At 52.4% G+C, this 21,824-nt stretch carries 15 protein-coding genes, 1 tRNA gene and 2 pseudogenes; 9 read left to right on the forward strand and 9 right to left on the reverse strand.

Features of this window, described 5'->3' with window-relative positions:
- Positions 1–21: 21 nt before the first annotated feature.
- Both ACZ52Z_RS15930 and ACZ52Z_RS15935 read right to left on the reverse strand, forming a co-directional pair.
- Positions 22–738 carry a sulfite exporter TauE/SafE family protein gene (locus ACZ52Z_RS15930; RefSeq protein ID WP_464267763.1) on the reverse strand — a complete coding sequence of 239 codons (717 nt, stop codon included), beginning with the start codon at positions 736–738 and terminating at the stop codon, positions 22–24.
- 196 nt (positions 739–934) lie between these two features.
- Entirely contained in the window at positions 935–1,189 is a 255-nt protein-coding gene (locus tag ACZ52Z_RS15935) for a hypothetical protein (RefSeq protein WP_464267764.1), read from the reverse strand.
- A gap of 80 nt (positions 1,190–1,269) precedes the next feature.
- Here ACZ52Z_RS15935 and ACZ52Z_RS15940 point away from each other — a divergent pair, with 80 nt between their 5' ends.
- The 9 genes from ACZ52Z_RS15940 (at position 1,270) to ACZ52Z_RS15980 (ending at position 8,087) form a co-directional block, all read left to right on the forward strand.
- Complete coding sequence (locus ACZ52Z_RS15940; protein WP_464267765.1) at positions 1,270–1,614, forward strand: PilZ domain-containing protein; 345 nt, start codon at positions 1,270–1,272, stop codon at positions 1,612–1,614.
- A gap of 51 nt (positions 1,615–1,665) precedes the next feature.
- Positions 1,666–2,871: an EAL and HDOD domain-containing protein gene (locus ACZ52Z_RS15945; RefSeq protein ID WP_464267766.1), complete on the forward strand. Its 1,206-nt coding sequence runs from the start codon at positions 1,666–1,668 to the stop codon at positions 2,869–2,871.
- Between the two features lie 151 nt (positions 2,872–3,022).
- Positions 3,023–3,109: transfer RNA gene (locus tag ACZ52Z_RS15950), tRNA-Leu, on the forward strand.
- 196 nt (positions 3,110–3,305) lie between these two features.
- A complete protein-coding gene (locus tag ACZ52Z_RS15955) occupies positions 3,306–4,541 on the forward strand; it encodes a tyrosine-type recombinase/integrase (RefSeq protein ID WP_464267767.1) in 1,236 nt (411 codons plus the stop codon).
- An 11-nt stretch (positions 4,542–4,552) separates the two neighbouring features.
- Positions 4,553–5,164 carry a hypothetical protein gene (locus ACZ52Z_RS15960; RefSeq protein WP_464267768.1) on the forward strand — a complete coding sequence of 204 codons (612 nt, stop codon included), beginning with the start codon at positions 4,553–4,555 and terminating at the stop codon, positions 5,162–5,164.
- Positions 5,165–5,271: 107 nt separating this feature from the next.
- A complete protein-coding gene (locus ACZ52Z_RS15965) occupies positions 5,272–6,804 on the forward strand; it encodes an IS5 family transposase (RefSeq protein ID WP_464266804.1) in 1,533 nt (510 codons plus the stop codon).
- 287 nt (positions 6,805–7,091) lie between these two features.
- Positions 7,092–7,304, forward strand: coding sequence for a helix-turn-helix transcriptional regulator (locus tag ACZ52Z_RS15970; RefSeq protein ID WP_464267769.1), 213 nt, complete (start codon positions 7,092–7,094; stop codon positions 7,302–7,304).
- On the forward strand, positions 7,295–7,612 hold the full coding sequence (locus ACZ52Z_RS15975) for a hypothetical protein (RefSeq protein WP_464267770.1): 318 nt from the start codon (positions 7,295–7,297) through the stop codon (positions 7,610–7,612). The genes ACZ52Z_RS15970 and ACZ52Z_RS15975 overlap by 10 nt, the downstream gene beginning before the upstream one ends.
- Positions 7,590–8,087, forward strand: a complete 498-nt coding sequence (locus tag ACZ52Z_RS15980; protein ID WP_464267771.1) for a hypothetical protein — start codon at positions 7,590–7,592, stop codon at positions 8,085–8,087. Before ACZ52Z_RS15975 ends, ACZ52Z_RS15980 begins: the two co-directional genes overlap by 23 nt.
- Positions 8,088–9,131: 1,044 nt before the next feature.
- Here the strand turns inward: ACZ52Z_RS15980 and ACZ52Z_RS15985 are convergent.
- The 7 genes and pseudogenes from ACZ52Z_RS15985 to ACZ52Z_RS16015 all read right to left on the reverse strand — a co-directional run bounded on the left by ACZ52Z_RS15985 (position 9,132) and on the right by ACZ52Z_RS16015 (position 21,766).
- Positions 9,132–10,325, reverse strand: coding sequence for a toll/interleukin-1 receptor domain-containing protein (locus tag ACZ52Z_RS15985; protein WP_464267772.1), 1,194 nt, complete (start codon positions 10,323–10,325; stop codon positions 9,132–9,134).
- Between the two features lie 277 nt (positions 10,326–10,602).
- Positions 10,603–10,767, reverse strand: a complete 165-nt coding sequence (locus tag ACZ52Z_RS15990) for a hypothetical protein (protein ID WP_464267773.1) — start codon at positions 10,765–10,767, stop codon at positions 10,603–10,605.
- A 393-nt stretch (positions 10,768–11,160) separates the two neighbouring features.
- The gene (locus ACZ52Z_RS15995; RefSeq protein WP_464267774.1) at positions 11,161–15,534 is read right to left on the reverse strand and encodes a tetratricopeptide repeat protein; all 4,374 of its coding nucleotides are present in this window, start codon (positions 15,532–15,534) and stop codon (positions 11,161–11,163) included.
- Positions 15,535–15,862: 328 nt separating this feature from the next.
- Positions 15,863–17,479 (reverse strand): annotated as a pseudogene (locus ACZ52Z_RS16000) (type I restriction enzyme subunit R domain-containing protein); the annotation flags it as partial.
- 13 nt (positions 17,480–17,492) lie between these two features.
- Positions 17,493–18,659: an IS4 family transposase gene (locus ACZ52Z_RS16005; RefSeq protein ID WP_464267775.1), complete on the reverse strand. Its 1,167-nt coding sequence runs from the start codon at positions 18,657–18,659 to the stop codon at positions 17,493–17,495.
- A gap of 99 nt (positions 18,660–18,758) precedes the next feature.
- Positions 18,759–20,432 (reverse strand): annotated as a pseudogene (locus tag ACZ52Z_RS16010) (type I restriction endonuclease); the annotation flags it as partial.
- On the reverse strand, positions 20,429–21,766 hold the full coding sequence (locus tag ACZ52Z_RS16015; protein WP_464267776.1) for a restriction endonuclease subunit S: 1,338 nt from the start codon (positions 21,764–21,766) through the stop codon (positions 20,429–20,431). The pseudogene ACZ52Z_RS16010 and the gene ACZ52Z_RS16015, both read right to left, overlap by 4 nt.
- Positions 21,767–21,824 lie beyond the last annotated feature (58 nt).

The following is a 21,824-nucleotide window of genomic DNA, read 5'->3' on the forward strand; positions in this document are numbered from 1 at the left end:
CAGCATTACCCTTTTTCTCCGTTATCCCCATATCATCAGTATGCCCATGGGCAGCAGGAGCAAGTAGACCAGTCGGAGGTACAGCCGTTGACCAATCCGTTTGTTCAGCAGCGATCCCGTATTTGTGCCTGCCAGGATAAGCGGCATAGTTACCAGGAAATATTTCAGAGTGAGTACGGTTGTCATGCCGTGGGCGGCATGAACCATGACGGTGAGACCGGCGTTACAGACAAAGAACGCGGTAAGGGTAGCTCGTATCTCTTCTGGTTTCCAATTCATGAGCGTTGAATACATGATAACCGGCGGGCCTCCTGCACTGAGCAGCGAGGTGATACAGCCTGAGCAGAACCCTGCGAGATAGCCCAGCTCACCAGGGAGTTGACGAGGCCGGGGCTGGAATAACAGGCCTATACAGCTATAGAGGACGAGAAGCGCCCCCAGGAGAATTCGGGCAATGTCCTGGTTTATGTGCTGAAGGAGGTATCCCCCTAAAAAAATGCCGGGAACGGCGCCGGTGATCAGGGGAACAATCTTCCGTCGATCAAAGGAGCGCCGCAGGGAAAAGGCCAGCCATGAGGTCATGGCCAGGCCATTGAGCACAACCAGCGGTATGGCGGTTTTAATATCAATGATCAGACAGAGCAGGGGAATGGCGATAAGGCCGGCGCCGAAACCGGTTACTCCCTGGACGCATCCCGCCAAGAGAAAAATCACTCCGATGGCGAAAAAAGTGGCCATAGCTCAGTACAGACTCGGAGAGCAGCTGTTTCCATTGCACCCATGCCAGCCGGCAGCTACGAACAGGGAAACGGTCAAGAGTATTTTGAACACAATGCTCCTTTGTGCTACGCTAGAGTTGAAGAGGCACTGAAACAGTGAGACCATTTGGCTGGCGCCACTGTAAATTGGAGTAGTGTAATGTGCACCCCTTTTTTCAAGGGTTGAACGATACTGCATGGTTCATCTTATGCAAGTTCCGGCCTATTTTGCTGGTGTCAGTGGATTGAGGGTGAATGCCTGTTTTTTTGCCTTGTGACAATGATGCCCCTGTTTGTCTGCCGACCTCGATTGGTGTGTAGATGGGGGAAGCGTCCGAGAGCGTGACAGCAGTGCTGGCACTGCTGGATGCCCCCACATCGCCATCGCTTAAAGACATGGGTTTCGTCAGCAGCCATTCCAAAAATTCCATACAGACGGTCGGTCGAAACCTGCGCTGGTGCGTACACCGAACCTGAACGAAAACCCGAGAAAACTCAAGTCGCGGCACCCATGGTGAGCTCAAGGGAAAGAACAAAATCCAAACGAAAGGGGTACCGGTTTGATGGTCAGCGGATTCTGGTTACCTTGAAAACAGCCTTTGCTGACGGGCAGGCGTACCTGGCCAATATTTCCACCACCGGCTGCGCGCTGGAATCGCCAACAGTGGCGATCTCCCCCAGCGAAAAGATTCTCGTGACCATAGCCCTGGCAGGGGAGAAGGAAAAGGTTGAGGCCGCTGGCAGGGTTGTTCGGGTGGAAAAACAGCTGATTGCCGTTCGTTTTACCGTTATTGAGGACGCCACAGTCAGGTTGATACAGGCCTATTTTTTTCGGAAACTGAGAAACCAGCGATAGTAATCCGCTTGTCCTTTACTCGAGAACTGGGGCGTGGCACAGCAGGAATCTATGGAACAGTATATAGCACGACAGCCGATTTTTAATATTCACAAAAAAATTTATGCCTATGAGCTGCTCTATCGGGGGGCGAAACATTACGCCCTGGAACGGGTGAGCGGAGATCGGGCTACCACCAGTTTACTGAGCAGCGCATTCCTTACCCGCGAGATTCAGGATATCTCCAGTTTCAAGCCCTGTTTCATCAATTTCACCCAAGGTCTGCTGGAGAAAATGCTGCCGGAATCGTTCTCCAAAGAGTCGGTGGTAGTGGAAATCCTTGAGGACGTAGAGCCCACGGAACAACTGGTGCGTTCGTGCAGGCGCCTCAGGGAGAAAGGCTACACCATTGCGCTGGATGATTTCGTCTATGACCGGAAATTCATCCCCTTGCTGGAGCTGGCCGATATCGTCAAGATCGACTTCAGGCTCACCCCCCATACGACCATATTGCGAACTCTGGATATCCTGCGCAGGTACCGGGTGAAACTGCTGGCCGAAAAGGTGGAAACCCTGGAGGAGTTTGAGGCTGCCAGCAAGTTGGGTTTTGTCTATTTCCAGGGGTATTTTTTTTCCAAGCCTGAACAGATAAAAATCCAGGAGCTGACCAGCACCCAAATAACTCATCTGCGTCTTCTGGCAGAAGTGACAAAAAAGTCAACCACCGTGGAGTCTTTACGCAAGATCATCGCCAATGATGTTTCAGTGAGCTATAAGCTGCTGCGGTTTCTCAACTCCTCCTATTTCTACCGATTACAGGAGATCAAATCGATTAAACATGCCATTGCCTACCTGGGCCAAAAGGAGCTGCGCCATTTCATTATGTTGGTGATCATCTCCGAAATGGCCTCCAAAAAGCCCGGCGAACTGATTCGGCTCGGTTTGGTACGGGCGAAGTTCTGCGAACTCCTCGGTGAACAGGCAAGGGTCAAGATGGATACCTCTGAGGTGTTCGTGGTCGGGCTCTTTTCCCTGCTGGATGCCATGCTCGATCGCTCCATGGACGAGGTGATGCGTGAGCTGCCGGTAAGTGCCGATATCAAGGCAGCCCTGCTTGAGGAGCGCGGACCCTGGTACACCTATCTGCAGATAGCGAGAAACTACGAAAAAACCAATGAACATGCCTTTGTCCCGTTATTGGCACAACTGCAGCTTGATGCCGAAACCGTTAACCGCTGTTACCTGACCGCTATTAAGTATGCCAACGGGTTGCTCTAAAAGCTACACCAGGGTTGCTTGTGCCGTCCGGTTCAGAAAAGGCAGCACCTTGCCGGAGCCCAGGCAGCGCGTGAGCTCTGAGGGACCGGACTGCTCCATTCCCGTTTAGGCTTGACTTGACCGTGTATTTACGGTAAGGAAATGAACCCATGCCGGAGTGGTGAAACTGGTAGACGCACTGGACTCAAAATCCAGCGGGGGCAACCCCGTGTCGGTTCGACTCCGACCTCCGGCACCAGTGAGTAATCCACAGACTTCCATCAAAGTCTTTTAAACCCGCAACCAGCAACGGTTAGCGGGTTTTTTCTTGTCTTTTCCGTCCATTCTCTTCCAAGTTCGTCCAGAGAAATCCATTGCGAAAAGGGTGTATTGAGGGGTATATTTTAAAATAGATTCGAACTGGATCTAAAAAATACACCCTGGGGAGTGATGATATGCCTAAACTCACCGCTTTAGACGTCCGCAATGCAAAAGGGCCATGCCGTTTATCTGACGGGCAAGGGCTATTTTATGAGATCACAGCTTCAGGGGTGAAGCGCTGGCTGTATCGCTTCAAGCTGGGCAGTAAAAATGGCATGTATATTGTTGGCCGTTACCCCAGCCTATCCTTGAAAGACGCTCGCAAGCTGCACCAGGAAGCATGGGAACTTGTTAAACAGGGAAAGAATCCTGCCCAGGCAAGACGGGCAGAAAAAGAGGCAAATATCGCTGAAGAGCAGAAGAGGAAGCTTGACCGGTCGAAAAGTTTCCAGACCGTTGCCTTGGAATGGGTAGAGCAGCAGCGGGAGGGCTGGAGTCATGGCCATGCATTAGCGGTTGTGGAAACCCTGCAGAAAGATGTTTTCCCCGCGATTGGCGAGACACCTGTGGATGCAATTACCCCGCCCGAGGTTTTAAAGATTTTGAGGCGGATTGAGAACAGAGGCTCTCTTGAGATAGCTCGAAAGGTGCTGCAGCGGACAAGTGCCATTTTTCGATATGCAATCCAAACCGGGAGGGCTACCTACAACCCCGCTGCCGACATGCAGGGTGTATTAAAATCTCGATCTGTTCAGCATATGCCGGCACTTTTTGACAAAGACCTGTCTCAACTCCTTAAAGATATTGCCGCAAATCAGAAAATAAATCTCACAACAAAACTTGCACTCCAGTTCACTGCCCTCACTGCTTGTCGTCCTGGTGAGGCGAGAAAAGCCCACTGGTCAGAAATCCATCTTGATCTTGGAGAGTGGCATATACCTGCGGAGAGGATGAAGATGAGGCGTCCCCATATTGTGCCTCTTTCCAAGCAGGCCGTAGCTGTGTTGAATCGAGCCGCTGTAATTTTTAGCCAGGAAGGGTTGGTATTTCCGAGTGTAAGGGATACTGAGAAACCTATGAGCGACAATGCGATGTCCAAAGCACTCAGAGACATGGGGTACAAGGGTAAGGCTACTCCCCATGGGTTCCGTTCATCATTTTCCTCCATGGCGCACGAGCGATCCGGTTTTGCCAGTGAAGTTATTGAAAAGGCACTGGCTCACGAGGAGAAAAACAAAATAAAAGGAGCATATAATCGGGCAGAATATCTGGAGCAGCGGAGGCAACTCATGCAGTGGTGGGGCGATAAGCTGCAGCAGCTTGAGTTCGGTGCTGAAATTATTCCCATAGACCGGCAGATAAACAGGTAGGGGCTCGAATTATGTCAAAAGAATATAGAAAAACTTATCTGTGCCCAATAAAACCATTGCCTGAGGAAGTTAAGCAGAAGATTATTGTGTTATCCGATAAACTCGATATCGAAAAGATCGAAAGATCGTGTATGTCCTATCTGGGGCAACGTGACCAGCGAGAGGCTCGCGACTCTCAAAAGATGGTACAGGTAAAATTGAAAGAAATTCATGACTGCGCTAAACGGCTGAAAGAACTTCTTGATGAACAAGATATCCAAGAGGCGCTGGATAATTGTGTGCAAGCGCATACGTACATGCTGGTGACAGAGGGAAGACGATTATCAGCTGTAGAGAGTGAACTGAAACGGGACCGGAATTATAAAAATATTAGGGGATCCTTAGGGGGGATTGAAGTAGTTACCAGAGGGTTTGAGGCCTTGGCTAGCAAAAAAGGAAGGCCTAGAGGAGGCAGGAACAAACCAGCTTATAATCTTTGCAATGCCCTGTATAAGTGTTGCCGGGATGCCGGAATCAGACCTACATTTGGCACCAAAGGTATTCTTCATCAGTTACTTGATGTTCTAAGAGAGCATTTAGAAATTGGGCATGGAGAGTATGAGAGAATAATTAGGGCTTCCTGATTATTTCTCAACCAGTTGAAATTAAATAGGAATTCTTTTGACTACGTGTTATTATGTGCAGGAAAAACGGATAGTTACCTATCAAACCCTTGCACTTTTATTTGATAATGTATCGAAAAAGGTATAGCAAACAACTCAGTTTCGTAGACTTTGTACTCCCCTTTGGAGGTAAACTCCGAAGTGATAATCGTTGGGTCAAACTGGCCGACATGATTCCCTGGGAACTTGCTGAGTCGTTCTATGCAAAGCAGTTTGCTGGAAGCGGCCTTGGTCCTTCTGCTAAACCGGCTCGTGTTGCCTTGGGTGCTCTCATCATCAAAGAACGTCTTGGCGTGAGTGATGAGGAGGCCGTACTGCAGATCCAGGAGAACCCTTACCTACAGTTCTTTCTTGGGTTCAAAGAATTTCGCGATGAACCTCCATTCGATCCCTCCATGTATGTCCATTTTCGCAAGCGTTTTAACCTGGAGCAGCTCAATCAAATCAACGAAGCCATAGTCAATGCCGAGCAAGCGACACAGCAAGCCACTGCTGAGAAAGAACAAGACGATAACGATGATGAGGATGATTCACCGGGCAGCAACAAGGGCAAGCTGATTGTCGATGCGACCTGTGCCCCGGCTGACATCCGTTACCCTACTGATATCAGCCTGGTCAACGAGGCTCGGATAAAAAGCGAACAGATCATCGATATTCTGTTTAAGCCGCTGAAGGGGACGCAGCGCAAACCGCGGACATACCGCAGGAAAGCGCATCGTCTTTATCTTGCCCATGTCAAAAAACGCAAACATGCCAGTCGTCACAGACGCAAAGCCCTTGGGCAACAGTTACGTTTCCTCGGCCGTAACCTCAGAACCATAGAACAGTTGAGCAAACAGGTGCCCTTGACTCATCTGCGCCCTCGCCGATACCGTGATCTGCTGGTCATTCATGAACTACACCGTCAGCAACTGTGGATGTATGAGAACCGGTGCCATCGAGTTGATGACCGGATCGTCAGCATCAGTCAGCCACACGTGAGACCCATTGTACGGGGTAAGGCATCTGCTCCCACTGAGTTCGGGGCAAAACTCTCAGCCAGTCTGGTCGAAGGGGAGGTGTTTCTTGACCATCTTTCCTGGGATCCCTACAACGAGTGCGGAGACCTGATTCCTCAGCTTGAGGACTACAGAAAACGCTTCGGGCATTATCCGGCATCAGTCCATTGTGATAAGATTTATCGCACCCGAAATAATCGGAAGTTCTGCAAGAAGCACGGGATACGCATGTCTGGACCACCCCTGGGGAGGCCCCAGAAGAAGACGGAAAAGAATGCCGGGGCACTCAAGGCCCAAAAGCTTCAGCAGCGACAGGATGAACGTGATCGGATTCCCATCGAAGGGAAGTTTGGACAGGGTAAACGCCGTTTCGGCCTTGCAAGAATAATGGCCAAACTCTCGCAAACCAGTGAAACCATGATCGCCATCACCTTCATTGTGATGAACCTGGAAAAATTGCTGCGGGAGGCGTTTTTGTGTCTATTCTTTCTTTTTTTACGACATGCTGCAGCCCCTCTAACGGCTTTTTTCGGCGTCATAGTAGGGGTGATAGAGGGGCTGTGCTGGTTAGCCCTACAGCGTGCGAGTTGTCAAAGATCATGAGCCAATCTGTTTTCGGCTCAAAACACATTATTCAGGAAGCCCTAATTAACAATGTAATTGCAGAGAGAAATGCGATTGAAAGGAAAGAAATAAAAGAAAAAGGCTAACCAGTTAAAATTATTAATGACATTAATACCTCGGCGTTAAATCAGCTGAATCTCCCATTGCTGCAGCCTCTGCGCATTCATTTCAGCTGCGAATTTATGTTATAAGATTAACTCATCAATCCTTCCTATATTGCCATCTAGAGTTAAACGGAAAACCTTAACCGTATATGGAGGCAATAAATGGAACATAACACCTTACTCCGTTTACCACAGGTAGAAAAAGCCTGTGGCCTTAAGAAGTCCACAATCTACGCCCGAATAAAAGAGGGCACATTCCCACCCCCTGTAAGATTGGGCCCGAAATCTGTTGCATGGAGAAGTGATGAGGTCCATCAATGGATTGATTCCTTGCCACGCGTAGTGGAAGAGCAGGGAGGTCAGTCATGGGAGTAAAACACACATACTTGACCGCCAATGGGTTAAAGACAGATGAGAATTTGACCAGGGCAAAGGCTATACGGCAGAAGTGCCTTGATTGTTCCTGTTGGCAGATGAAAGAAATTGCATTGTGTACTGTCCTAAATTGCGCACTTTATCCTTTTCGAATGGGTAGGGTTGCAAAGGCTGTGGAGTTAGAAAAAAAACGCCCTACGCGTCAAAAAATAAAGAGTAGAAAAGAGCGTTGGCAAGAGAAGCAAACCAGTCTTCTTGATCTGCCCCATATTGACGGTTCAGACAATGAGTCATCGCAAAAAGGGTAAAGTTAAGTCCGGCACCTGGGTGACTCGTGAAATGGCACGCTCAAAGGCTTTTGTAGCTCTAAGTAGTATCGGGAAGGTGATATTGTTCCAGTTATTACTAAAGCGGGATATTGACAACAAACACAATGTCCTGAACAAAAGAAATATCACGATGACCTACAAAGAGCTTGAAAATCTGTTCGGCGAAGGTTCGAAGGGAAAACCGAGCGGGTTATCAAGGGGGAGTATAGCCAGGGGGCTGAAAGACTTATTGGCAAAAGGGTTCATTGAGATCGTTCGACCGGGTGGAGCGTTCCAACAGGATAAGGCGGTCTATGGTCTGACAGATGATTGGAAACGGTGGGTACCAGGTGAGGTTATAAGGAAAAAAACACCAGGGAAGAAATCAGGATATTTTGCCCTTCAAAAAAAATCCCAACCACCACAATCGGAACCATACACACCACCACAACCGGAACCTAAAACCATTGATTAGGTTCCGGTTGTGATACCCATGCAAAAAAATTGAATTATGGAAAAACAGTAGGTTGCAGGTATCCTGCTCTTTGGGCTATGGTTCCGGTTATGGTGGTCTATACATGTTAGCCACTAGAGGGGGCTCAAAAACACCGCCATCCAACATGAGAAACTAGAGAGAATACGTCGGGCGCTCATTTTCATACAGTTGATATTTACCATGAAATCGAAAGCAACGATGGCAAAAAAGAGTAGCGCCGCATGGCCCCACATTGAAAAAAGAGGATCGACGATAAAGCAGCCTCTCTCACCGCTTCAAAGAGGTATTATAGCCCTTGCCCGTGAACAGAAGTACGTCAGCTACACTGATGTACTGGAAATTCACTATGGGTTCACGATGAGCAGGCGCGGAGCAAGGAATAACAAATATTTTAGCAGTGATCTCAACTCACGTCGACAATTGCAGGTAGCACGGGTCGCTATTTGTAAAAGTTTCAACCGGCTGGTGAAGAGAGGGGTGGCGGCCAGGGTACATTGCTGCGAAGCATGGAGTTCTATAACACTGACAGGTAAGGGGTCTGGGTAATTAATAGACCCCTAAAAAAGGGTTAATAGCCCATGATGGATGGATCCAGCACTTTTGTTTTGAATTCGATCTGGCTTACCCATCCACCCCGCCCCCCACATACACTCCACTGCATGAAAAAAATGGAATAGTATTTAATCGGCTTGGAAAAGAGGGAACCGAAATCTTTGGATTGGCAGTGTTAACGATCAAACTAACCGGCGGGCCAAGTCGATGCGCGTCAAATTGAAGCCGCATACCGGCCCGTCCGGTTGAGCGCAGGGTTGGGCGTCAGTCTCTCCAGCATATCCGAGGTCCGAAATCGGCCAGCTCCCCACGTTCGCGGTTGCCGTTGGAATTTGCGGTGGACGGCCATACGCGCCTGCAGCGCGGCGAAAGCTGGTGTATTGAAATCAGTGATGGCGTGGAAGACGAGCCAGCGTGCGGAGGCGCAATCACGCTGTCGATGACTAGCTTCATGGAGCCGCGCAGACAGAATCAGTCGGAGTCCTCCCACAGTCGGAAGCTGTCTTCGTCCCACGCGGCGGGCGACCAGGGCATGCTGAGAGCGACGCCGTGCACCATCTGGGGCAGGACATAGCGCGCGAGGGCGTCGCTCTCGAACGCATCTTTGAAGGCGACGCCAGGGTACTTCGCAATATCCGCCTCCGGCACTCTGAGCACCGTCTTTGGCACGATGACCCTTCCCGTCTTGTGGTAACGACCCAGCCCGTCCAGATGGTGCACCTGTACCCGCACAGGGTCGGCAATCGTCCACCATCTCGCTGTTGTCGGCTCGGGCCGAAAGGTCGGCAGCGACTGCACGGCATCGTAGAACTCGCTTTTCGTCTGAGGCTCCGAGATATCCGCCGCCTCGAGCGTATTCATAAGATAGTACATGGTTGCCCGCGTGTACCAGCGCAGAACTTCTATGACGTGGTTGTTGGACAGTCCGAACCCGTAGCCAAACTCCCGTAGGACCAAGGCAGAACGCTCGCGCAGGTCGATCTCCATGCGCACGACGTCGCTATCAAGCGTGCGCAACACATTTAGCCCCTCGGTGGTCGCGTCGGACCGAGACCAGTACGTCGAGATTCGTGCCCGCAGCCGGCGCTGCAGCGTGTTGTGCGCCTCGCTCTTGAGCAGGTGCATCATCTCGGGGGCGATATCTGCCCATTCAAGACCATGGCCGATCCAACGATCGAGGATGCGTTCTAGGATGAAGGTGTCGAGCTCGATGCGCCTGTGGAAGACCAGCGGCAGTACGACGCGGCCCGACGGTCCTGCGGCGAGCCCGAGCGACCTCAGGTGCTCGATGAGCGCATGCACGCCTTCCATGAATCCTGCACCCTCCCGCAGGTTGATGTGCACCCGTCCCTTTAGCGCGTCGAGACCATTGGAGTCGTCAATCCGTAGCGGGACGAGAAGGCATTGTTCCAGCCGCTTTTCGGCCTTCAGCGTCTTGTTCACCTCGTATTGCACCCATTCCGTCGCAGCCGCGTGACTCGACTCGATCACCAGCACTCGCGCGCTACCGTCGAGTGCGCTGTCAAGGCTGGCGATGAGCGGGTCGCCCGGCCCCATCTCCCACGAGTCGAGCCATACCGGGACGCCCTCTGCGAGGAGTTCGAAGGCAAGCCGGAACACGAACGGCTTGTCTGCGGATGCATGCGAGATAAAGATTGTATCCATCGTCTGAAGCCCCTCCATAGCACTAGTTTGACGCCCAACGCCCAGATAGCTGCCGCATTACTTCAGGCTACGTTTGATACTAACCGCCACCATTCGTGCAGATTTCAGTTTTGCCTCCTTTCTCTCGGCAATGATCAGAAGCGCCTCATGGGGCTTTTGATACGTGACACAGGAGGTAGTACCCCGAAGCAAACGCTCCTCCTTTTCGGGGTCAGAGCCACGATTATGGTAGACGTATGTTTTGCTGCAGAGTTTGCCATCACCGAGATCACTCCCTTCATGTGGGTTTTTTATCTATCGAGGTGGCATCGGGATCGCTACCTTCGCTCGCATAGGATTCGAAATTGGCGGTAATGCTGACCACAGAATCGTAGCCAGATGGCTCCAACTTATATTCCACCTTGGTTTGATCAGTGAAGCTCAAGACTTCTTCTGATTTCAATCGTAGATACTCTGCGGCGACAATATTTCATACTCCAAGAACTGTACCAAACCAAAAGCGCCAACGGCGCCGGTTGCAAGTGTTGATAGGAAGAACTTGATCGGGCTGTTTTCGACAATTTATTTTAAGGACACAGTCTTTCTCCAGCTAACTCGTGATCGGGTTCGACAACCAGGGGTAAGGTCGCTCAATATTAGCTGACACATGCAACAGAATGAGAATAACACTGGAACTACCTCACATCAATTACGGTGGCAGATGTATGCCAGCGTAAATCAGAGATCATCTTCACCCAGGCACTGTCGCCTCAACAAAAGAAAACCTGGTTTAATCTATACCGGTGTTGTTTCGCTGCTTATAGCAGCACCGCTTACTTTTCTTGCGCGAGCAGGCTTATCCCTCCAACCGTTCAATCAGGAAGAGGATTTCTGCCGCATCATCGAAATCGAGAGCAAGGTCATCCGCAAGGGCCGTATCGCGGGAGCCGTTGAGGATCTTGACTACCGCTTGCAAAAGTTTCTTGATCGAGTCCGGGGCGTTTGGATGACCTGCAACCTCATCAAACAACGCCTGGGCCTCGTCGGCCTTTTGTTCAGCTAGAAGGCCCAACACGTTATCCACCACTCTCCCGCCAAAATAATGCGCATAGCCCCCCTGCTGCCGGTAGGCGAGGTAGGCATCCCGGGCCTGCTGCCAGGCCTCTTTGGCGGTGGCGTGGTTGCCATCCGCTGTTTCGATATTGTGTAGAACATTGAAGGACGTCCACGGCTGGGCTGTATGACCAAAGTTGCTTTTGCACTCGATGGCCCGCTGGATCTCGGTCCGGGCCTCGCCGTAACGCTTCAGCTTGTACAGGGTGTTGGCGATGTTGTTACGTCTAAGCCCTTCCTTAAGCAAATCCTGTAACTCAACAGCTATATCGGCCGCCTGCCGGTAGAAGGCCACCGCCTCTTCCAACCGATTCAGGCTGTCAGCGTAGAGAGTCCCCAACTGATTTAAACTGCTGGCCTGTCCGGCCAGGTTGTTGGTCCGGGTCTTAATCTCCAAAGATTGGCGATAGGCTGTTTCCGCCTCGTCGTAGTTCCCGGCTTCATGGTGCACCCTGCCGATCTGGTGCCAGGCGGTCGCCACCATCTTCGGCTCATTCAGCTGCTCGAAGATCGTCCTTGCCGCTTGATATCCGGCTACCGCCTCGTCGTACTTTTCCTGTAACATGTGCACCGTTGCCAGTTGCCCCTTGCCTACCGCGACCTGTCGATAATCTTCCAGTTTCTCAGCTCGATTGATGTTCTCCGTATACGTCTCGGCAGCTTTATCGAGCCGGCCGAGATCTCTGAGGCGATCGGCTTGTTCAGCAAGAACTACTGACGCCATGCGCTCGCCGCGTTCCCCCAGGGCCTCGAACTGCTGCTGGGCCTCTACCAACAGGCCCAGGGCCAGGGCCGCCTGCCCGGCCTTCCCCAACACCATTCCGAGCAGGTAATGCGCCATAGCCAGATCAGAGTCCGCCCCGTCGTAGGCTGCTGGCCCCGCTACCTTGGCTCTTTCCAGCAGAGATTGGGCCTTTTCATGGGCCGGCTGGAGCTGGCCATGGTCAATTAGTCGCTCGATGAGCAACCTCTGGTTGATAAAGCGGGCGTGACACCACTCCGGCAGGGCCGCATCCGCCTGCTGCCTCACCGCCACGGCCCGGGCAAGGGCCTGGGGCCTGTTCAGACAGGCTAGCAGTTGTTCAATTTGACCGGCAATGTCACTGACCGCTTCAGCACTGGCACCGTCCGCATTGACCCTCTGAGCCATCCGATCGAGCAGGGCCAGCAGGTTGGGCAGCTCCAGCAGGGTCAGTCCGGCGGATACTGTGGCGTCTTTGAACTGCTGCTGGTAAAGGAAAACGACCAGCTGGATCATGGCATCAGCCCAGACAGCCTCCAGTTCGGCCAGTCGCTCCGGGGCTTGGTCCATCTTGAGGTATTCGGGCAGGGCCGGGTCGAGCCGCAGGTAGTCGTGGCCCTGGGGTTCTGCCATACCCAAGTTTATCAGCGATTGGGCGATGGCCAGGGCCTCGTCGGGTTCCACCTCCATCACTGCAGCCATGTTGGCTATATGCCCCCCACCGTGGAATACGGCCAGCCGGCTCACTGGTTCGAGTATGTCCGGTGGCAAGCGTTTCAGGGAGATGGCCACACTGGCATAGAGCGAGTTCTCGCGATCACCCGGTTTCCGGGCCTCCAGCTTGGCCATCAGTCGGGCCACGTTTGCGGTAGTGGTCCTCACCCCGGCAGCCACCTCACGGGCCAGCAGCACCAGAGCACGGGGGTGGCGGCCCACTGTATCGACCAGGTCGGTCACCTCCTGGGGGGTGGTGGCACTGTCACCAGCAGGCGGCTCCCAGTCGTGTTCTGCCATGACCTGCTCCACCAGCTTGATCGCCTCGTCTTCGCTCAAGCGCCCCAGCTCGACTGTATTTACCTCCGCGGCAAAGGGTTTGGGCAGCAGCTCGCGGCTGGTGAAGATCAGGCGGCAGCGATTCGAGGAAGCCAGCAATCGCTGGCCGAGTTCCAGCAGATCGTTGACGTCGGCAGCACCGGCAGGGTTGATACCCCTGTGGTCCGGTAGCACACTCTCCATATTATCGAACACGATCAGGGTGGAGAAATTTCGCAAGGCCCGTATTATCGGTTTGAGGGCCTCCTCTTGGTCGTTGCCATATTCGGCAGCACTGTATTGGGGCAGCAGTTGACTGCCGATGACTTCCAGTCCCCCCTTGACATCCTGCACGTTCTGCGGCTCCACGCTTACAAAGGCCGCCCGCTGGTACTGGCTGCTTTGGACCAGCCAGCGGGTCAGTTCCACGGCCAGTGCAGTCTTGCCCATGCCACCGCTGCCCCGAATGACTGCGTAAGGCTCCTGCTCCAGCAACCGTTCCAGGCGTAGCAGTATCCGGCTGCGGCCAACGAAATTGTGCTCAGGTGTTGGCGGCAGCTGACCCAGTTGAAGCTGGCGGCGTTCTGTGGCCATCCGGGAAGCCCTCTCCCCCGGCTTGACGTTGAACAGCTGGGGGTCATCGGTCTCCTGGTACAGGACCGGAACGAACCAGTCCTGCAGATGGAGGTCACCGGCGCCCATGATCTTGAAGCGGTAGGTATCCTCGTACAGACCATTTTGTCCGTCAAGCATGGCGTCACCCACCCGCTTGCCCTCGGCAAGAGACCGGTAGAAGGGCTCCACAAACCGCCGGGCAGTCTCCACCAGCACCGTATGGCTCATGGCCACCACCGAGCCGATCCCCTCCTCAAGCAGTTTGGCTGCCACCGAGGCCTTGGGGTCTTCATCGGCCTGGGCGGTCTGGCAGGCATCCAGGTAGATCAGGGGAACTCCGTAACCGCGCAGTTCGGCGGCCAGTTCCTCGGCATGAACGAGCTGAAGCCGCCGTTGGCCAATCTTCTTGTCGTCGATGGGATCCTCGAAGCAAAGGGCCCCCAGCCCAACCTTGCGATCATAGATCCCGTGGCCGTCGAAATGGACGATGGCGTAAGGGCTGTTTTGTTCATTGGCCTCTTTCAGGGCCTTTTTCAAGGCGGGAAAGGTCGCCGGGTGTAGGATGTCGATCCGGACCAGGTTCTCCCCCAGGGTGTCGGCGGCCTGCACCAGGGCACGGGCGCTGATGCGATGGTCAATATAGCCGACAGGGCTGCCGTCCTTGTCGATCTCCGGCCGCGGGCTGAGCAGCAGCACCCGGATCGGCAGGCGGGTTTTACTGACGGGGATTTGCTTGCGGTTGGGCAGGCGTCGGCGCACCCGCACCCCGTTTGCCCCTTGAGAGATATATCCGGAACCGTCGTGCATGATTTCCCACGGCAAGGCGAGAAGGTTGCTGGCGGCTTCGCGGAACAGGGCACTGTCTGCCTCGCTGGTGCCTTCCTGCGGATCAGGGTCAACGTGTACTGAGAAACGGCGACTGCCGGTTGTACTGCGCCATGCCGACAGGGGGTCACGGGCGGATTCACCTCCCAGGGCAGCCTTGTAGATAGCCTGGCCCCACTGGAACAGATCCTGTTCGGTCTTGCCGGCGCGTTCTTTGAAAACACCGGTGGGCCAGCGGTAGTAGGATTCGATATACCAGCGGATCTCTTCCTGTTCCACCGGTCCCATGGGGGCCGTGAACTTGTAACGGCGGCTGGTAATGGTGCGGCCGTTGTCAGATGGGGTATAGGTCAGCTCGGCGGTGGCTGTGGCTCGGCGTACGCCGTCTTTTTCTGATATCGCCGGGTCGCAGAGTTTGAGCAGGAGTTCCTCCACCGGTTTGACCGGCACCGTCTCGGCCTTGTCCCAGTCATCCGGCAGTTCCTCGCCCAGGGCGGCAAATAGTTTGGGCATGGCATCATTCAGGCCGGTGGGGGTGTCTTCCACGAAGATATGGACGGGCTCGGTTGGAAAGAGGAGTTTGAGGATACCTGGCTTTACACCCGGTAGAACCAAGGAGATTAGCTTATAGCTGTCCGTTCTTTGTTCGGCCACCTCCAGGGCTAGTTTTACCTCACGCTGCACCCATTCGGAGCTAAGTGCTGCGATGCTGACAATCACCACAAAATGGCGGGCAGTGCGAATACGTTCTTCTATTATGGCCTCAAGGTCATCCCCACCGCTCAGTTCACGGGAGTCCACCCATGGAAGTTGGCCGTGGAGTTCGAGACATTCCCGCAGCGTTTTGATGGTGTCGTCGTCTTCGGTAGAGTGTGAAATAAAGATATGCTGCCCCACTGGCATTCCCCCTTTAACTATTTGCCATTTAAGAACCTGCGCTTTTTTTTAAATATCATATTTACATTGAGTTACCACCTTGGCTTAATGATTATGTTGCACTCTGCAGCATTTTTTATTTATCCCATCTCCACTCATGGCATCCCAGCTAATGCTTCTATGGGGACGGGTAGAGTTGCGAGAAGTCTGTAATGGGTTAAGGTTTTGCTGGGCTATCTGCCAGTCGTGGTGGCAACTATATTCTCCCTCCACATTTTTTTTGGCGTCGACAATGCCGAGCGCCTCTTAGTGTCGATCCAGGACCTCTGTATCCTTATCGAGAAAGACCTCGTCATCAACGAACAGCCTCCCTGTCTCCTAACAGTAAATCAAACACGACCTTGGCAAACCCCTGTGCCCTCCTCGGATCAGATAACAACTGCATCATTTGCTCCTGGTGGGCCTCATGGCTTCCAAGAATTGCGTCATCAACCGCCTTGGGAAAATCACCGAGCATGGCCTGCTCCGGGCTGTTATTGGCAATCTGCATCATGACCAGCTCATTCTCCTTCACCTTATCCCGGATGGTGTACGCATAGTTTACCAGGTCCTGGTCGGTCAGGTTGTCGGTAATGAAGAGTTCGTTTAATCGGCTGATGATCTGGGAAATCAGCTCTTCCTGACGGTCTCTGGGCTTTGCTGCTCCGATGTCGTCCCCGGGCTCGAGTTTATACTCCGGGCTGTTCTCCTCCAGGCGGAGGTCTTGTTGGCGAATTCGGGAAAGCCGGTAGTGGCTTAGGACAACCGCCTGGAGGTCGATGTCATCCTCATCAATAAGGGATTCCCTCAGCATCGGGCGAAGGTTGCGCGCATAGAGGCTGAGCTTTTCAAGGTCCTTATTGTCGTAGTCGACAATCTGAGACATAAACTCATAGAAGCGGGCGAAGCTGCCCAAGTCCTTCTTGAAGATCTCCAGGGCGTCCTTTGCCTTCTTGCAGTCCTTGAAGCTGTTCTCGGCATTGGCGATGAGCACCGGGTCGCTGGTGCCCTTTTGGGTCCGTTCAAAAATATCCCTAGCCTCCCGGTAGGCGTCGATGGCGTCCTTATATCGTGCTTTCCACCGTTCCACGGCAGGTTTGCAGATATTGGCAAGGGCAGCGTTGCTCTTGCTTTTCTTAAAATACGCCTCGCAAAACTGCTCCACCTCATGCCAGAGAAAGATACCGGCGGCACGGAGCTTGTCGAACAGGTCGAAGATAAGGTCAGGATCGGACACATCCGCCAGTTCAGCCGTCTGGTAGTACGGCTGGAAGGCATCCAGCACGTCCTGGGGTTCATTGAAAAAGTCGAGCACAAAGGTGCCGATGTCGCTCTTGCCCGGGTAGGTACGGTTCAACCGGGACAGGGTCTGCACGCACTCAACCCCGCCCAGCTTCTTGTCCACATACATGGCGCACAGTTTCGGCTGGTCAAAGCCGGTCTGGAACTTATTGGCAACGATCATCACCTGATAGTCATCGCTGTCAAAGGCCTTGCGCATGTCTCGTTTCTTGAGATCCGGATTCATGCGGTTGCCGCTCTCGGTAAATTTCTCCCCGAGCAGTCCTGCAGCATTGGGGTCGTTCTCATCGAACTCCACCTCACCAGAAAAGGCGACCAGGGCGTGGATATCCCTATATCCCCGCTCGGCGATGTACTTCTCAAACCCCAGCTTATAGCGGACAGCTGCCTTCCTGGAGCTGGTAACCACCATGGCCTTGGCCTGACCGCCCAACAGCCCCATAACGTTATCCCGGAAGTGCTCGATGATCACCTGCACCTTCCGGGCGATGTTATAATCGTGCAGCCGTACCCACTGGTTGAGCTTTACCTTGGCCTTCTTGCTCTCCACCTCCTGGTCGGTGGCATTGATCCGCATGGCCAGGTTGTAGGCCACCTTATAGTTGGTGTAGTTCTTGAGCACATCAAGGATCACTGGTGTCCGGTTATAGTTTGCTGAAATTAAACAGCATTTTTTGATAACTTTCAGTTCTATGTTTTACAGGCAAAGGGTTGAATAACTCCCACAGATTCTGTTTTTTAAACAGGTTTAACTGCAGAATTCGTTGGATTTGTGTAATAGATTGTCCCAGTTTTGCCAAAAATTTCATGTAAGAAAGTACCAGCATGGTGATAAGGGCAATCCATATCTGTGTCATGACCGCGTTGCGGCTGGTACCGAGAAAAGTTTTGATCTTCAGGTTTTGTTTGATCCACTTGAAAAAAAGCTCAATCTCCCACCTGCTTTTATAGATATCGGCAATGGTTTTAGCTGCCAGGTGGAAATTGTTGGTAAGGAAAACGTAATGTTTGCCGCTCTTTGGGTCTTTGTACCCTATTCGCCGTAGAGGTATGGGGCATTCGTCTGATTTTGTACCGGTAAGAATGATGGTTTGATCAGAGGTGAGTCCTTTGGATTTAAGGACTGGGCGTCTTTCGGTCACCTTGTATTTGATGTTGCGTTTGAGGCGGGTAACAAGGAAGTTCTTTCTTTTATTGAGCTTATACAGCCAGGAAAAATCTATGTACGCCCTGTCGGCAGCAATAATCGAACCTGCCGGTAACGCGAGGGTTCTTGCAAAGGATAGGTCTGAGGTTTTCGCGTCGGTAATAGCAGCGAACTTGGGGATATAACCATCATGATCCAGCAAGGCGTGCAGTTTCACACCGCCTTTGGTCGAACGAAATTTTGCCCAGGGAAAGACGGACAAGCAGAGGTCGATGGTTGAGGCATCAAGCGAGTAAAGCTTGTTCTTGAACTTGAATTTCTTTTTTCCTGGTGCGATGGACATGCAGCGTTGGTAGGTCTTTTCAAAGAAAGCCTGATAGAATTCTGCAGGTCGCTTGTTGTTTGCGTCAGCTAGGGTTGATTTCTTCACTCGGTTGACTCCGAGATGATATAATCTTCCTGCTTGTGTCTGCAGGGAGTCACAGATATCACGAAGACTCGCTCTACCGGTAAGTTGAGCAAACATCATGATAGTAAATTGGCCCCACTGGCTGAGAGCACGGTACTTTCGTTGCGGTCGGTAAGGACCCGTATGCAAATATTGGAATTCATGTCTGTCAATAAGTTTGAGCAATTGTGCAAGTACCGTGTTACTATGAGCCATGGCCTGAATCTCCTTTTATGTTAATGTGTTAGCGGTAACATCATTATACAAAAAAGAAGCTCTTCAGGCCTTATCTATTTCCTTAACCGGACAGCAGTGATCAAGGATGAACCCCTCCTCGATGGCCTGGCGCATGGTGTAGACATGGAAGGCCTCGGGCTTGTTGGTCTTTGACGGGACCTGGTGGGGATGTGGCAGACGGCCAAAGAGTTCCAGGGTCTTGGTCTTGGGGGTGGCCGTGAAGGCAAAATAACTGAGATTGCTGGATGCCCTCCGGGAGGCCACAACCGCATCGAGGATGTCGTCAGCGGTCAGCTCCTCACCATTTTCCTGCTGTGCATCGATCATCAGCACTTCTTTCAACTTCCTGGCCGTTGAACCGGTCTGCGAGGAGTGGGCCTCGTCGGCGATGACCGCATAGTGCCGCTCCTTGAGGTTAACATCTGCCTCGATGGCCTTGAGCACAAAGGGAAAGGTCTGGATGGTGACGATGATGATGGGCTGGGAGTGGGTCAGGGCAGCCGCCAATTTCTCCGACTTTGACCCTTCGCCTTCGTCTCTATTGATCCTCCCGACCACCCCGTCGACATGCTCAAACTGGTAGATGGTGTCCTGCAGCTGGGCATCGAGGACGTTCCTGTCGGTGACGATGATGACGGAATCGAACACCTTGGTGCCGTCTTGGTTGTGGAGGGCTGACAGCTGGTGCGCGGTCCAGGCGATGGAGTTGGATTTGCCGGACCCGGCACTGTGCTGGATAAGGTATTTGTTTCCTGGGCCCTCGGTTCTGGCGGCGTCAATCAGTTTGTTGACCACATCCCACTGGTGGTAGCGGGGGAAGATCATTTTTTCTTTTTTGTACTTCCGGCCGTCCCAGTCTTCCTTTTCCTCAATCTCCAGGTGCACATACCTGCCAAGAATGGTGAGCAGGTTATCGGGCTGTAGCACCTCATTCCAAAGGTAGCCTGTAGCATACTGGTCAACATCCTCCGGAGTGTCATTACCGGCCCCACCGAAGCGAGTCCCCTTGTTAAAGGGCAGGAAAAAGGTCTCAGCACCATCAAGGCGGGTGGTCATGTAGACTTCGTACTGACTGACCGCAAAATGGACTAATGCGCCCCGTTTGAAGGTTAATAAGGGTTCAGGCTTCTTGGTCTCCGGATCGACCGGGAAACGGGTGGTTTTGTACTGTTTGATGGCCTGCTCCACCGCCTGTTTAAACTCCGACTTCAGCTCCATGGTGGCAACCGGGATGCCGTTCACAAACAGCACCAGGTCGATGCGCCATTTCTTGGCTTTCCCTCCGTTCTCGGTCAGGTGCTCTTCCTTGGCCCACGGGCTATACACCAGTTCCGGCACCACCCGGAGTCGGTTCTGTTGGTATCGCTCCAGGGTATCAGGGTTGAGCTCATGCTCGGGTTTGAACTGACAGAGGCTGAAGCGGGCACCGCGGTCGCGGATCTCATGTCGCAGGACGCCGAGGGTGCCAAAGGTCCGCATCTCCTTGTCGACCGCATTGGGGTCGACCTTGCCGAGCTGGGTGGCTACCCGATCAAGGAGCTTCTGCTCGGTATCGGCGGGGTAGATCTTGCGGTATTTCTGCCACTGACTGTCTTGGGTTGCTTTGACAAAGGCGAGCAGATCCTCGGGGTAGAGGGCGAGTTCGCGATTATAGCCCTCAGGGGAGCCAAGGAGCCAACCGTTATCAAGAAGGGCCTGAATAATATCGTTCTGGAAGGTCAGCTCGTTGGCTTTGTCGGTGGGAGGGCTCATGACGCGGCCTCCGCGCTGGCCGGGGCTGCTGGTGGTTGCCAGTTGCGGACGTCTATTTTGCCGGTCACGGCGGCTGAGATGAGGGCGGTGCGGCGTTCTTGGAGGAGCTTAATTTGACATGTACACTTGTTTTGAACCTGATCGATTACCAGTAATTTTCTCTCGACAGATTCCAAAATCGCCTTTCTTTCTTGTTCCGGGGGAACTGTAAGAGGTGTTTCTTTGATGTTAGAAGATGAAATCGACGCAAGATTAGTACTTTGCTTTGAGACTCTATAAAAATGGAATTTAGCATATTCTGCCCTAGTCACCAGATCTAACCATTCAGGCTCGATCAGGTGGGGCCTGATAGCAAATACATGGTTTTGGTGTATGCATGTGGCAATTTCAGACCTCCATACAGCCCCTCTCCCAAGCTTGTCGTTATCTCCACCTTCATTCATCAGTACATCCCCATAGACAAGCTTGTATCTCTCGAGCTGTTCTGGTTCTATTGAAATGTTGTGAACTTCCTGCAGGTCCAGATAACCATCCTGGACATTCGCAACCCTTAACATCGGAACATCAACAACAGTCTTACCTACCAGATCTTTTCCTTTTGGGATTCCGGATTGTATTGTTGATGTATGTTTTAATCTCATCACCTCCCAATGCTCCGGCACCTCCCCCAACCACTCAACCCCTGAATCCTTCATGGGGGCATCGGGGTTCAATCCCTTGGTCACGGCATGACTGATCACCGCCTGCCGTTTTTCCTTGAGCAGGGCGATGAGGTTCTGCTGCTTTTCGATCAGGGTGTCGATCTTGGCGGTTTCGTGGTCGAGGAAATTGACGATTTGGATTTGTTCGCCCACCTCTGGCAGTAAGAGATTTAACCCTCTAAGTGATCCCAGATTCAAATTGGGTTGAGCAACACTGTCACTGCTGAGTGATATTTGAGTGCGAACAAACCACGATGAAAAGAGGTACCATAGAAATTTCGAATTAACGCCCCCAGCACTGTTACGAAATCTCAACTGATTAGCTGAAAGAATGGCTCTTGACCAACTAATCGAACCATCATCTGGAATTAAACCAACCTGACCAACAGTACCTCGAGCTGTGAAAACAAGATCTCCGGGCAAGACTTCAGCATTTGATAGTTCTTCAGCTTTATGCTCATCAAGAAACACATATCCACTATCGTTATATAACGGTGTTTTTCCATCAATACTTAGGTTATTGCCACGAATTACAGGAACGCCTTCATCTTGGTAGAATTTTGCCCCGATACTTGAGCCAAAAGGACCAGAAGCAAAAACCTTACCCCCCCTAGCCAAGAGACTAAACTTCAACCTCTCCCAGTGTGATGGGATGCACCCCAACCACCCAACTCCAGAATCTTTATACTCC

The organism is Desulfogranum aggregans, assembly GCF_055398265.1.